The sequence below is a fragment of the Sphingobium sp. EP60837 genome, assembly GCF_001658005.1.
GTDB lineage: Bacteria > Pseudomonadota > Alphaproteobacteria > Sphingomonadales > Sphingomonadaceae > Sphingobium > Sphingobium tyrosinilyticum.
This window is the reverse complement of record NZ_CP015986.1, coordinates 2,449,393-2,462,995: the sequence shown is the minus strand read 5'-3', so window position 1 is coordinate 2,462,995 and position 13,603 is coordinate 2,449,393. Positions and strand designations below refer to the sequence as shown.

General features: G+C 62.7%; 11 protein-coding genes. 4 read left to right on the top strand and 7 right to left on the bottom strand.

Annotation, left to right across the window (positions count from 1 at the left end; translation table 11 throughout):
• Nucleotides 1-55: 55 nt before the first annotated feature.
• Both EP837_RS11950 and EP837_RS11945 read right to left on the bottom strand, forming a co-directional pair.
• On the bottom strand, nt 56-1,222 hold the full coding sequence (locus EP837_RS11950; protein ID WP_066527842.1) for a hypothetical protein: 1,167 nt from the start codon (nt 1,220-1,222) through the stop codon (nt 56-58).
• A gap of 78 nt (nt 1,223-1,300) precedes the next feature.
• Nucleotides 1,301-1,603, bottom strand: coding sequence for an Hpt domain-containing protein (locus tag EP837_RS11945; RefSeq protein WP_066527841.1), 303 nt, complete (start codon nt 1,601-1,603; stop codon nt 1,301-1,303).
• A 79-nt stretch (nt 1,604-1,682) separates the two neighbouring features.
• Between EP837_RS11945 and EP837_RS11940 the strand changes: the two genes are divergently transcribed.
• Entirely contained in the window at nt 1,683-4,355 is a 2,673-nt protein-coding gene (locus EP837_RS11940) for a hypothetical protein (protein ID WP_066527839.1), read from the top strand.
• 383 nt (nt 4,356-4,738) lie between these two features.
• Here the strand turns inward: EP837_RS11940 and EP837_RS11935 are convergent, their stop codons facing one another.
• The 4 genes from EP837_RS11935 to wecB all read right to left on the bottom strand — a co-directional run bounded on the left by EP837_RS11935 (nt 4,739) and on the right by wecB (nt 10,282).
• Complete coding sequence (locus EP837_RS11935) at nt 4,739-6,775, bottom strand: GumC family protein (RefSeq protein ID WP_156518559.1); 2,037 nt, start codon at nt 6,773-6,775, stop codon at nt 4,739-4,741.
• 77 nt (nt 6,776-6,852) lie between these two features.
• Complete coding sequence (locus tag EP837_RS11930) at nt 6,853-7,563, bottom strand: polysaccharide biosynthesis/export family protein (protein WP_066527830.1); 711 nt, start codon at nt 7,561-7,563, stop codon at nt 6,853-6,855.
• 125 nt (nt 7,564-7,688) lie between these two features.
• Nucleotides 7,689-8,984: a UDP-N-acetyl-D-mannosamine dehydrogenase gene (gene wecC / locus EP837_RS11925; RefSeq protein ID WP_066527828.1), complete on the bottom strand. Its 1,296-nt coding sequence runs from the start codon at nt 8,982-8,984 to the stop codon at nt 7,689-7,691.
• A 152-nt stretch (nt 8,985-9,136) separates the two neighbouring features.
• Nucleotides 9,137-10,282 (bottom strand): non-hydrolyzing UDP-N-acetylglucosamine 2-epimerase, encoded by a 1,146-nt coding sequence (wecB, locus tag EP837_RS11920; protein ID WP_066527826.1) that lies wholly within the window; start codon nt 10,280-10,282, stop codon nt 9,137-9,139.
• Between the two features lie 161 nt (nt 10,283-10,443).
• Between wecB and EP837_RS11915 the strand changes: the two genes are divergently transcribed.
• Together EP837_RS11915 and EP837_RS21870 are read left to right on the top strand one after the other, a co-directional pair.
• Nucleotides 10,444-11,760, top strand: a complete 1,317-nt coding sequence (locus EP837_RS11915; protein WP_066527824.1) for a UDP-glucose dehydrogenase family protein — start codon at nt 10,444-10,446, stop codon at nt 11,758-11,760.
• A complete protein-coding gene (locus EP837_RS21870; RefSeq protein WP_257784357.1) occupies nt 11,760-11,885 on the top strand; it encodes a hypothetical protein in 126 nt (41 codons plus the stop codon). The genes EP837_RS11915 and EP837_RS21870 overlap by 1 nt, the downstream gene beginning before the upstream one ends.
• A gap of 38 nt (nt 11,886-11,923) precedes the next feature.
• Here EP837_RS21870 and EP837_RS11910 read toward each other — a convergent pair whose 3' ends face one another.
• Nucleotides 11,924-12,772: an ABC transporter permease gene (locus EP837_RS11910; RefSeq protein WP_066527823.1), complete on the bottom strand. Its 849-nt coding sequence runs from the start codon at nt 12,770-12,772 to the stop codon at nt 11,924-11,926.
• A 116-nt stretch (nt 12,773-12,888) separates the two neighbouring features.
• On the opposite strand from EP837_RS11910, the gene EP837_RS11905 reads away from it, so the two are divergent.
• Nucleotides 12,889-13,569: a GcrA family cell cycle regulator gene (locus EP837_RS11905; RefSeq protein ID WP_066527822.1), complete on the top strand. Its 681-nt coding sequence runs from the start codon at nt 12,889-12,891 to the stop codon at nt 13,567-13,569.
• Nucleotides 13,570-13,603: the final 34 nt, after the last annotated feature.

Genomic DNA, 13,603 nt, shown 5'->3' with positions numbered 1-13,603 from the left:
GGCCAGCATAGCCGCACGTCCTTAAAATGCACTAAACCCTAAGGGCGAAAATATTTCAGGCACGCTTGAGCAGGATGATTGCGCCAACCGACGCGATAACGGCCAGCATCGCCAGCGTGTAACCCAGCATGGTCGCGCCGAACAACGCCGTCAGCAGCAGCAGGAAAACCGCGCTGGCGGGCGTGAAGATCATCCAATGCCTCGCCCCACCCGTCTTGCGCCAGCGGTCGGCGAACTGCACGATCGCCAACAGCAGCGCCAGACAGGTCGCCAGGACGCTCTCACCTGCCAGCGATATCCCGCCAATTGCGAACAAGGGCACGACGAAGGCTGCCCATCCGGTGGGCGGAGACCGCAAGGCCAGTTCATCCAGCCGATCCGCTATTTCCGCCAGCCCCAATGCCAAAAACAACATGAGGAAGCCGGCGGCAGGCCAAAGCAGTTCAATGGGCACCAGTCCAATCGCGCTCAGGGCCATCGCCGCGATGCGCACCTGTGTCGCGGGAACCTGCGTACGCATCAGCGCGGGGCTCAGCATCCGGGCGACCGGACATAGAAGGACATGTTCAGCCAGCCCCCGCGTCCGCTTCGCGGTCGATCCCGTGGACATCATCGCCTGGGCGACCAAGTCCGCCTGCGATTGGCCATCGACCAGCGCGACGCGGCCGGTCAGCAGATCATCCTGCGGCACAGTGACCCGTCGCGCGCCATTCTGGACGGCAGCGCGCACCAGGGTCAGCGAAAGATCCCAGTCGCCGATCATGTCCAGCGTGCCGAACAGCAGGTCCGGACTGATCCGCGCCAGTCCCGCCCAGCGCTGACCTGCGTCGATTCGCTCCAGCGGGGCGCTCGCACGGCTATCGTCCGTCACCAGCAGAGCGTTGCCCTCTCGCTCGGCTATCGCATCAAAATGCGCCTGCGCAACGATGATGCCGTCTGCTACCAGCAGCACGTCGCTGTCGCGCGGTGCGTCCCGAACCATGGAGACCATGTCTCGGACCAGGGCGACGGCAATTCCGTCAGTGCTCAGCCGATCGACGGCCTGGGATAGCGCGGGCGTGATGACGCTCACCAGGATCATGATGCGATCCGCGCCCGCCCGGGCGGCCTGACGCGCCTGATATTCGACCAGCGTCTGCCCCGCGAAATGCAAGCTGGCGCGCAATGCCGCAGAGGAATCGCTGGACGCCCGGCTGGCGCTGAGAATGGCCGCAAATGTCATGCTGCTATGGAACCGACCCGTTCTTGTTGAGCCTCGCCTTTTCGCAAGGCTACCGCCATCGCGCAAGCGTGCTGCGCGTCAGCCCTGCTGAAGACGATCGATCGCCATTCGCAATTGACGCAGGATCCTCGGATCGCCGCGCACGCAGTCCGCAGCCTCATCAGCCAGCGCCATAAGATGCGTCAGGCCGAAACTTGCCGCCAGTCCCTTCAGACGCCAAGAGGCCAGTTCCCAGCTTGCGTCGGCCTGCGCGTTGCGAAGCAGGTCCAGCTGACGTTCGGCGCTTTCCATGAAAGCGATGCGCAGGTCTGCGATCAGTGCGATATCTTCGCCGACAGCGGCGGCAAGAGCGGCATTCAGGGCGCCTGGATCGTAGGACATGGGGTCAACGCTATCGGGCTTGCGTTAAGTTTTGGTAACAGGGCATTTTGTTGAGCGGAAAAGATGATAGGATGGGGTCATGACCGGGGGCAGCACCATCGTCGAATTCTGGCGAGACAAAAGCATTGCGACTACAGATGAGTCGCAAGAGGATGACGCACTGCTGTTGAAGCAGGCCGTCCAGGATCTTGATGCGGAAAGCGAGGCCGCCGAACATGGCGAGCGCGCGGCGCGGCAAACCCAAGGGCTGTTCGCCTTCGCCGCGCTGTCCTGGCTGGGCTTTGCCGGTTGGGCGACAATCAGCGCGGGCCAATGGCGTGGCGGACCTGCCGCTTGGCCGGGCCTTGTCGCCACCCTGCTTGTCCCCATCGTGCTGCTGGGCGTCTGCTACCTGCTGATCGCCCGCAACAGTCGCGCAGAATCCCGCCGCTATCTGGACACCGCGCGCGCTTTGCGCACCGAAGCGGAACTGCTCGAACTGCGGCTTGGTCGCATCAATCGGCAACTTGAGAGCGCACGGCAGGCGATGCACGACCAGGCCGAACTGCTCGACAGCTACGGTGCGGCCGCCAGCAGCAATATGGAAGCGTCGGCCGAACTGATCGCCAGCAGAGCGCACAGCACGACCGAAAAAGCGGAAGCTGCCGAGCGTGCAGGGACGGCTCTCGTCGCCCGCATGGACGCCCTCATCGCCTCCATGCCGGAGCTCGAGGATCGCGCCGCTCGCATGGCTGCGCAGATTATCGACAACGGCCACGCGCTGGCCGAGCGGATCGATACGCTTGAAGCCCGGCTCCATTCATTGGGCGAACTGTCCGACGACGCGCGCGCCCGCACGCTCTCGGCAACCAAGAGCCTGTCGAGCCAGCTCACGCAGTTGCAGGAAGCCACGCGCTCCGCGACCGAGGAAGTAAACGGCATGGCGGACATCGCCGCCGGCCGGATCGACGCCACGGCGCAAAGCGCTCGCCAGGCCATGCAGGACGGCGCGGCCGAACTGGACCGCCAGGCGGGCACTCTCGCCAATCTGCTGGGACGTGCGCGCGCAGGCATCACCAATAGTGCCGAAGCAACGATCGAACTGCTGACGCAGGACCTGAACCGCGTAGAGGGTGATGTGCGTCAGCGCCTTGAGGCGACGGTTGCCTATGCTCAACAGAGCATGGCTGCGGCAGATCGGGATCTGACCGCCCAAGCCGAATCGCTTCGTGCACTGGTTGAAACCGCTCAAGCCGGTATCGCTGCGACCAGCCAGAGCGCACTTGCCGCGCTTTCACGTGATGCTGACGAAATCGACGCTCAGCTGCGCGAACGAACCGATTCTGCCTTCGCCCGTGCGCGTGACGGCGTGGCGCTGACCGAGGAAGGGCTTGCTCGTCAGGCGGAGGCGCTGGACGCACTTGTTGCGCGCTCGCGCGGCAATATCGAAAATATCGGCGACGAAACAGTAACGGCGGTTTCTGACCATATGAGCGAGGTTGAAAGCCGTCTTCACCAGATCAACGACCTGATTGAAGGGCAGCGAACGCTCGTATCCGGGCTGCATGCAACGCTTGGGGACGCGATCGATGCGGCGCAGTCGCGTTTTGCCGCGATGGAAGAAAGCGCTTTGTCTCGCAATGAGCGGCTTACCGATGCCCTGTCGCGCCTCACCTCCGAGACCCAGCGGATCGACGACGCCCTGGCAGCGGGCGGAGTCACGGCGGAAAAGCTTATCAGCTGTGCCGAAACGCTGCTCGTGGCGCTGGATTCAAGCGTCCGCGAACTGGACGAAACTTTCCCGGCCGCGCTGCAGCGCTTCGACACGCGCATTACCACCAGCCGAGCCTTGCTGGACAGCGCCGCCCCCGAAATGGAGCGGCTTGAAGCCATTTCCGAGGCGTTGGTTGGCCGAACGCAGGAGGCGGAAGAGCTACTGCGCGGTCAGGGCCGGCGTCTGACCGAATGGCTCGAAAGCACGCAAAGCGGCGTCGAAGCCAATCGTGAACTGGTGGAGAAACTACGCACCGCGCTGGACAACGCGCACCAGGACGCAACGCGGATCACCGAAGGCGCTGGGCCCTTACTCGTCACCGCCCTGCTCCGCGTCAAGGATACCGCTGACCAGGCAGCCGAACGCGCCCGCCAAGCCCTTGGTCGCGCTATCCCGGATGCGGCCCAATCACTGGCTGAGGCTAGCGAGCAAGCGCTTCAGCAGGCGGTTGATGACAAGGTAACGGCCCAGATTCAGAAACTCGCCGAAGTCGCCGAAGAAGCCGTCCGGGCGGCGCATCAGGCATCCGATCGACTCACGCGCCAGCTGCTGACGATCGCCGACACCAGCGCCACCGTACAATCGCGGATCGAGGAAGCCGAACGCGCCGCTGAAGACCGCGACCGCGACCATTTCGCGCGCCGCTCGGCTCTGCTGATCGAATCGCTCAACAGCACCGCGATCGACGTGACGAAGATTCTGTCGAATGATGTCACCGATTCTGCCTGGGCTTCTTATCTGAAAGGCGATCGCGGCGTCTTCACCCGGCGAGCGGTCAAGCTGCTGGACGCAGGCGAGTCCCGCGAGATCGCCCTGCATTACGACAATGATTCCGACTTCCAGGAACATGTGAACCGCTACATCCACGATTTCGAATCGATGTTGCGGATCATCCTCTCGGCGCGAGATGGCAATGCGCTTGGCGTTGCAGTTCTGTCGTCCGACATGGGTAAACTTTACGTCGCGCTCGCGCAGGCAATCGAAAGGCTGCGTCAATAGGTCCCAGGTGGGCTGTGGCTGTCAGCTCCAGCCCACGAGCGGACGAAAACGCTCATTGTTCGCCATTGCTCTGGCGGCCTGGCGCAGTGAAGGCCCGGATGAAGTGACACTTATGCGCCTCTCGGGTGATTGGTCGCGGTCGTCCTCCTAATGCGGCACAAGTAGGAGGAGATCGCGCTTTCGATCTTGCAGGTTGATGACCTATCTGATCGCCATATCACCGTCTGTCCCACCGCATCGAAGGTCTAAGGCGATATGGCCTCTAATATGCCCGGACTGATCGATCACCATGTCATGCAGCGGCGTAGAAATGCCAGCGCCGCGCCGGGACGAAGCCTCAATACCCCGACCGTCACCGCGGGTCAGCCGGTCATCAAACTTCGTTACCCACCGCGGCGATAATCATATTCGAACGCCCGCCCCTGCTGCTTCGTCAATACCGCGCCGATGATTGCGCCACCTGCGCGGCGCAGGCGATCGACGGCCACACGGAGCCCGCCGTGGTGGTTGCGGCCCCATTCGACTACCAAGACAGCCGCCTGCACCTTGGCTGCGAGCAGTGACGTATCAGGCACGCCAAGAATGGGCGGCGCATCGATGAGGACAGTATCGTAATGCCCCTGCACGCTGGCGAGCAAGACATCCAAAGCGGGTGTCGAAAGCAGTTCCGCCGGGTTGGGCGGAATCGCGCCGCTGGGGAGCAGGGAAACGCCAGGCGCGCCGCTATCGACGATGACATCTTCCGCCTTGGCTTGTCCCGTCATCACTTCACTGATCCCGCGTTCGGGTGTGACATGGAACAGCCCATGCTGCCGCGGGCGGCGCATGTCGGCATCAATCACCAGCACGCGCCGGTCGAGCTTCGCCAGGGCAAGCGCCAGCGCGTGTACTGTCGAGGACTTCCCTTCGCCTTCCTGAGCGCTTGTCACGAGGATCGATGCGGGCAGACCCTCCGAAGAAGCAAGCAGCAGCGAAGAAGCGATCGGCACAAAGGTTTCCGCTGCAGGCTTGTCCGTCACCGGCACAGTGCCGAGCAAAGGCAGATTGGCGCGCTCCGCCAGCGTGTCCGCCGACGTGACCGCATCATCGAACACATGCCGCCCCGCCACCATCAGCAGGCCCAGCACCAACCCACCCAGCGATGCCAGCAGCATCGTGACGCCAATGCGGGGTGAAGACGGCCGCGTAGGAACGGCCGCGCGATCCAGCGGCTGTATCCGTCCGGCTTGGAAACCTGCTTGGGAAGCCATGTCCCGATAGCGCTGCAGCAGACTATCGTGCAACAAGCGATAAGTATCGACCGAGCGCTCCAGGATGCTCATCTGCACCCCTCGTCCACGCTCGGCCTGCGCCTGCCTCTCGACCCCGGCAATCTCCGCCTCGATCTGCTTTTCGCCATGAACAGCGACTTCATATTGCTCCCGGAGCGATGCGCGGATCGTGTTCGCCATAGCTTCGGCCTGGTCATCCAGCGCGGCGAGCCGGGCCCGCGCCTCGCGCATTTCGGGGTGCGCATCCTTGCGGAATTGCCGTTCCTCGACGACCTCAGCGCGGGCCTGGGCCCGCTGCGCCATCAGCTGTTGCATGCCGCCATTGTTCAACACTTCAGGCAGTGTCTCCACACTGGAAAGGCGCGCGCTTTCCCAGCGTTTCTGAACGGCAATCCGGTCGGCGATCGCCTGCGCGCGGAAGGCGTTCAACTGCGCCAGGCGCGTGGTGGTGGTCCCTTCCGCACCAGCCGTACCATCGCCTCTTGCAGCCAAGGCAGCGCCCGCCGAGGCGCCGGTCTGCGTGGCATAAGCTGCAAGATCTCGCTCCGCATGCTCCAAATCGCGGCGAGCGCCATCCAACTCGCCCAGCAGGAAGCGTCGTGCCTGAACGCCCGATTCAAACCCTCGCTTCAAGTCCGCCCTGATCAGGCTGTCGGCATAGCTGTTGGCAACACGGGCGGACAGGACCGGGTCGGCACTGGTGAAGCTGATGCGGATGACTCGGCTTTTGCCTGGAAGCTCAACGTCGAGATTGTCCCGAAGCAGCCGGATGACTGCTTCTGTCTCCACTTGCCGTTGATTGAGCATGGTCGATCCCCGGTCGGGGCGGCGTTCATCCATTCCATCGAAAAAGGTGCGGCTGCCTACTAACGCCAGCTCGCGGGCCACATCTTCTGCCAGGGCACGACTGCGGAGCACTTCCAACTCGGTCTGCATCAGCGATTCATTGTCCGCGGCCGTCAACTGCCTCTGAGTCGCGCCAGCCCCAGCAGCGCCCGCGGGAACATCCTCCACCTCGACCGATGCTGTCGCACGATAATCGGGCGTGGAAAGCAGGATGAAGACGATTCCCGCCAGTACGCACAGCGCCATGGTGACGAACAGGATGATGCGGTTCCGCCACACCGCCGTCCAACCCGCGCGCGCCATCGGGGCTATCCGCGCCGCTCGGCTCTCTATCCGGCCCGATGGAGAATCGCTATCGATGCGGATGCTGCGCCTTGCCATCAGCGCCCCCCATCGAGCGCAACAAAGCCTGCGCCGATTGCGGGCAGCGCCAACAAGGTGCCGCCAAGTATAGCCTTCGCACGCGATAATCCGACGATAACGGTGTCGCCGGGCAGGATTTCCGGGTCAGGCGCCTCACCCTTCCGAATGGCCGAAAGATCGAACAGCGCCGCCTTCCGATCACCATCCGTTTGCCGGACAACAATGATCTGCTTGATACGAGCGAGGCGGGTCGGTCCCTTCGCCAGCGCGACTGCCTGCAGCAGGCTCATGCGGCCATCGACCGGGAACAGTCCCGGTTCGCGCACCTCGCCATCGACGGTGATGCGCCGGCCTACCGCTTTCTTCACGAAGATCGTGACCTGAGGCGAGACCAGATAACGCTCACCAAGCCTGCCCGCTATAACATCGGACGCTTCGCCCGCAGACAGCCCAGCGACCGGCACATCGCCGATCAGGGGCATGCGCACCACTCCCGCAGCGGTGACCTGCGCATCCTCAAGCGACAAGCCGGGCTCATGAAAAACCTGTATCCGCAGCACATCATCGGAAGAAATGCGGTAATCGGCCCCCAAGGCCTGGGCTGGCGGGATCACCACATAGGCCGCATCTCCCCTTGGGACAGTGGCCGCCGTTGAACAAGCGCTGAGCAGGGCGCAGACCGTCGCGACGGCCAGAGCCCGGTTCATCCTGTCGCTCGGCCTGTCCATGTCCGCTCTAAATTCCCCACGCTTTTCAGGCTGTCCGCCAAGCGGCGGACACCTTGCGCGGGGTTAACGAGGCAGAAAGGTCATGGCAACTACGGGCAAACCAGTTTGGACGGGGCCCTACTCTGTCAAACCGCGATACGCCCCGGCTGATCGTGCGCAACCCGGCGAGGCTGGTCGGGCCAAACCCCGCGCGTGTCATAGACGGCCTTGCCGACGCGCTCGTCCACCGGGACTGATGCGAACATGTCATGATCCACTAGAATGACGAAAACGCCGCATTGTTCCAGAGCCGTATCGAGATCGATCAACTCCGCGCCAGTGCCTGCAAATTCCATCGGCAGATCATGAGCATAGGGTTCGACCAACTTGACGCGCCGGCCATAGCGACGAGCAAGCCGGGCGGCGACCTTCACTGCTGGGCTTTCGCGGAAGTCGTCGATATTCGCCTTGAACGCTAGGCCGAGGCAGGCGATTTCTTCGCCTGGAAAGTCATCGATCAGGTCGGAAGCCTTTGCAACCACATGGTCGGTCTTGGCGTCATTCACCTCACGCGCTGTACGGATCAGGCGGCTGTTTTCGGGATCGCCATGGACAATGAACCACGGATCGACGGCAATGCAATGGCCCCCGACGCCGGGGCCCGGAGACAGGATGTTGACCCGCGGATGACGGTTAGCGAGCCGGATAACTTCCCACACATCGATATTCATGCCTTCGGCGATGACGGAAAGCTCGTTGGCAAACGCGATGTTGACGTCGCGGAAGCTGTTTTCGACCAGCTTCACCATCTCTGCCGCACGCGCATTGGTGGTGATGCACGCACCCCGGACGAACTGGCGGTAAAAGGCTAGCGCCCGGCGCGCGCAGCGTGGGGTAATGCCGCCGATGCAGCGATCATTGTCTATCAGTTCGACCAGGATGCGGCCGGGCAGAACGCGTTCGGGACAATAGGCGATAGCGACGTCGCCCGCTCCGCCCTGCCCCGGCATCTTGAGGTCCGGGCGCAGCTGAGAAAACAGGTCGCGCATCGCTTCGGTCGTGCCCACCGGCGAGGTGGATTCAAGGATCACCGTATCGCCAGCCTTCAACACGTCAGCGACGGTGCGTGCGGCTTTCAGCACATGGGAAATGTCGGGCGCGCGGTCCTCTGAAACAGGAGTGGGCACCGCTATGATAAAGACATCGCTAGGCTCGACGGTCAGGCTGGCGCGCAGATTGCCTCGCGCAACGACGCCCTGCACCAAACCGTCGAGATCGACTTCCTCAATATGGACACGGCCGGAATTGACGGTCTCGACCACATGAGCACTGACGTCCACGCCGACGACCTGCGCCCCGCCCCGCGCGATCAGAGCGGCGGTCGGCAAGCCGATATAGCCGAGCCCGATGACCGAAACCGTCTGCTGCTTGTCGATGGGCATGCAATGATCCTGGAAGCCGATGATTTGCCGCCAGTTTCTGCAAGGAAATGCTGAAGATTTTGGTAACGGCTTTCCATTCTTCGGATGGACGCGAAGGCGGCAGTGCAAAATGCAGGTGCGGAGCAATCCCGCTTACAAGCGAGGGCTTCGGTTCAGGCGGCTTGATCCAGCCCCTCGGCCCGTGCTCCATCAGCAGCGATGACTGCCGCGATCCGCTGCGCCGCGTGGCCATCGCCGAACGGATTATGCGCCCGCGCCATCGCCGCATATGCAGCCTCGTCGTCCAGCAGCGCCAGCACCTCTCTCACGATCTGCACCCGATCCGTACCGACGAGCTTCGCCGTCCCGGCGGCGACGCCTTCCGGCCGCTCGGTCGTCTCGCGCATCACCAGCACCGGCTTACCCAGCGAGGGCGCTTCCTCCTGAACCCCGCCGCTGTCGGTGAGGACCAGATGGCACATATCCAGCAGCCGGACGAAATGCGGATAATCCAGCGGTTCGATCATCGCCACATTGGGCAGTCCGCCCAACACCGCCTCCATCACAGGCCGCACATTGGGGTTGGGATGGACGGGGAAGATCACCGCCACATCAGGTCGCGCCGCTATGTCCGCAATGGAACGGGCGATCGCTTCCATGCCTCCGCCGAAATTCTCACGCCTGTGGCTGGTCACTGCAACGATCCGCTTCCCGGCAAATCGCGCAGCTAGATCGTCCAGTCCCTGCGCAAGTGAGGGCATCGCGCCAATCCGCTCGCGCGTAGCCAACAGCGCGTCGATCACCGTATTGCCGGTAACATGGATACCCCGGGCATCGCGGTTTTCACTTAAGAGCGCCGCCGCGGCTGCATCTGTCGGCGCGAAATTCATGTCCGCAATGCACGCGACGACGCGGCGGTTCACCTCTTCAGGCCAGGGATGATAGATATCTCCGCTCCGTAGCCCGGCTTCGACGTGGCCAACGGGAATTTGGCGATAATAGGCGGCGAGGCTGGCAACCATGGTGGTCAGCGTGTCGCCATGCACTAGCACCCGATCGGGCTTTTCCAGATCGAACGCCTTGCCCAGCTCCACAATGAGTTTGGCGGTTAGCCCATCGAGCGTCTGATTGGGCATCATCGCGTTCAAGTCGATGTCCGGCTTGATACCCGCAATTTCCAGCACCTGGTCCAACAGTCCACGATGCTGCGCCGTCACGATGACGCGTACGTCCACATTATCGCGCGCACGTAACGCATGAATGACCGGAAACAACTTGATCGCTTCGGGACGAGTCCCGAATACCACCGCAACTTTCATCTTTGCCCCCTGATGCGAGCCTTTAAGGCTACCCCCTGCCAGCAAATCGTAACCATCCCCTGAACATAGGGGTAATTCCGACGCGCGCTTTCGCACGCGCAATGACCTATGCTAGGGCCGCGTCAACCTTTCATTTTTCCAGCGAGGCTGCGGGTAGTTTTATGAAGATCACGATGATCGGCACGGGATATGTAGGCCTGGTTTCGGGCGCCTGTTTCGCCGATTTCGGCCATGACGTCTGCTGCGTGGATAAGGACGCCCGCAAGATTGATGCGATCGAATCCGGTCGCATGCCGATCTTTGAGCCTGGCCTGGATCAGCTTGTCGCCAACAACGCCGCGGCCGGCCGCCTGACCTTCACCACGGATCTCGCCGCCGGGGTGAAGGGCGCAGACGCCATCTTCATTGCGGTGGGCACGCCCTCGCGTCGGGGCGACGGTCACGCAGACCTCAGCTATGTCTATGCCGCCGCACGCGAGATCGCAGAAACCGTTGATGGTCCAACTGTCATCGTCACCAAATCCACCGTTCCAGTCGGCACTGGTGATGAAGTCGAACGAATCGTGCGCGAAGCCCGCCCCGACCTCGACATCCAGGTCGTCTCCAATCCTGAATTTTTGCGCGAGGGCGCGGCAATCAGCGATTTCAAACGGCCCGACCGCGTTGTCGTCGGCACCACCGGCGATGAGCGGGCAACCGCTGTCATGGCGCAGATCTACCGTCCGCTGAACCTCAATCAGGCGCCGGTCATGTTCACCGGCCGGCGGACGGCAGAGCTGATCAAATATGCCGCCAACGCTTTCCTTGCCACCAAAATCACCTTCATCAATGAGATGGCCGACCTGTGCGAAGCGGTCGGCGCTGAGGTGCAGGACGTTTCGCGCGGCATCGGCCTCGACAACCGCATCGGCAGCAAATTCCTGCATGCCGGCCCCGGCTATGGCGGATCCTGCTTTCCTAAGGATACGCTTGCACTGGTCAAGACGGGCCAGGATTATGACACGCCAATCCGCATAGTCGAAACGGTCGTGCAGGTGAACGACCTGCGCAAGCGCGCCATGGGCCGCAAGATCGTGAAAGCTCTTGGCGGCGAAGCGCGGGGCAAAACCGTCGCGCTGCTGGGCCTCACCTTCAAGCCCAACACCGATGACATGCGCGATGCACCCAGCCTCGCCATCGTGCAAGCGCTGGAAGATGCAGGCGCCCGGATCGTCGCTTATGATCCCGAAGGCATGGAAGTCGCCAAGCCGATGATGCCCAGCGTGACGATGGTGAAGGACGCTTATGAAGCCGCTAGGGAAGCGGACGCGCTAGTGCTGGTCACTGAATGGGATATTTTCCGGGCACTCGATTTGAAGCGCCTGGCAGCCTCGATGAACAAGCCGCTGCTGATCGACCTACGCAATATCTACCCGCGGAGCGAAGCGGAAACGGCAGGCTTCGCCCTCACACGTGTAGGCGGCAAGGGCATCGCCTGATGGCTACATTGCCGGAGGAAAGGCGGGACGGGCCCGCCTTTCCCCGCCTCCAACATTGGGTGATCGCGGCAGGACTGCTGTTCCTGATCACGCAAGTGGTGCCTGTGATGGCAGGATTGACTTGATCAGCCAACCAAGTGCGGTCACCAAAAAACTGTGTGGATCAAGCCTTCAACTTCCACCCGCGCTTCAGCAGCACATAACATAGCACGCCCAGCGCCATGTTGAGCCCCAGCAGCACCACACTTCCCACCACCACATCCCCATCCGCCGCCGCGACAAAGCCATAGCGGAAACCGGAAATCGCATAGAAAAACGGGTTGGCATGGCTGATCGCCTGGAATACCGGCGCAAGCCTATCAATTGAATAGAAGGTTCCGGACAGCAGGGTCATTGGCCCGATCACGAAATTGGTGATCGCAGCGGCATGGTCGAACTTCTCCGCCCAGATCGATGTCATCACGCCGATGAAGGCTGTCAGCGCCGCGCCCATCAGGCCGAACCAGGCAATCGCCCAGGGATGTGCAGGCGTCACATGCACGCCCGGCCACAGCGCCATCGCTCCCCAAAGCGCCAGCCCCACGCAGAAAGCGCGCGTCACCGCAGCCCCCACCAGCGCCAGCAGCAATTCGCTGTTGGACAAGGGCGGCATGAGATAATCGATCAACGTCCCCTGCATCTTGCCCGCGAGCAGCGAAAAACTGCTGTTGGCAAAAGCATTGTTCATCATGCCCATGATCATCAGGCCGGGCGCGATGAAATCGGCAAAGGGCACGCCCAGCACTCGCCGGTCGGCCCCGCCGAGCGCGACGGAAAAGATGACCAGGAACATCAGCGTCGTGACGGCAGGCGCCCATATGGTTTGGAGCTGCACCTTCATGAAGCGCCGCACTTCCTTCCGGTACAGGGCGCGCGTCCCCGCCCAGTTCACATTGCGGATGACAAGCTCGCCCGGCTCGTGAAAAGCGGGGCTGGTCCGGGAAGAAGCTGCAAATTGGGACTGGTCGTTCATGCTTGGATCGACTATCGGCTGGTCGGATGTGCCGCAAGGGCGTTGTGCACGGGTTTGAACCTGTGCAGGCGCGCCCCATATAGGGCGCGAAATTTAAGAATTCGAGGAGTCATTCATTGTCCTGGACCGACGAGCGTATCGACCAGCTCAAGGCAATGTGGGAAAAGGGCCTGACCGCCAGCCAGATCGCGGACGAACTGGGTGGAGTCAGCCGCAACGCCGTGATCGGCAAGGCGCACCGCCTTGGCCTTCAGTCGCGTCCTTCGCCCGTGAAAGCCAACGAGGCGCCGAAGAAGGCCGCTCCAGTGCGCAAAGCCACGCCGTCGCCTGAGGCCGAAGCGCCCAAGCCCGCGCCTGTGCAGCATAGTGCGCCCGCGCCAGTTCGCGCTGCGCCCCCGGCTGCTGCCCCTGCGCCTTCATTCGCTGCGCCCGCCGCGGACGCTCCGCCTGCCGCGCCGCAGCCGCGCATCATTTCAGTCGGCCCCGGCGGCTTCCTGCGTCAGGGCCCGGGCGACCAGCAGGCTCCCATCCCGCCTGCTCCGCCGCGCCGCTTGGTGCCTGCTAAGCCGAGCCCCGAAATCGCGGGGAAGACGACGCTGCTCGACCTGACAGAACGCATTTGTAAATGGCCGATGGGCCACCCGGGCGAACCCGATTTCCACTTCTGCGGCGAAGCGGTGAACCCCGGCTTCCCCTATTGCGTCGAACATTGTGGCCGGGCCTATCAGGCCCAACTGCCCCGCGGCACCCGCCGTCCGCCCCCGCCGCTGCCATTCGGCGGCCCGAGGGTGCGGTAAACTTCCCTATCTGTTCGCTTCGAGCGAAGGTTTA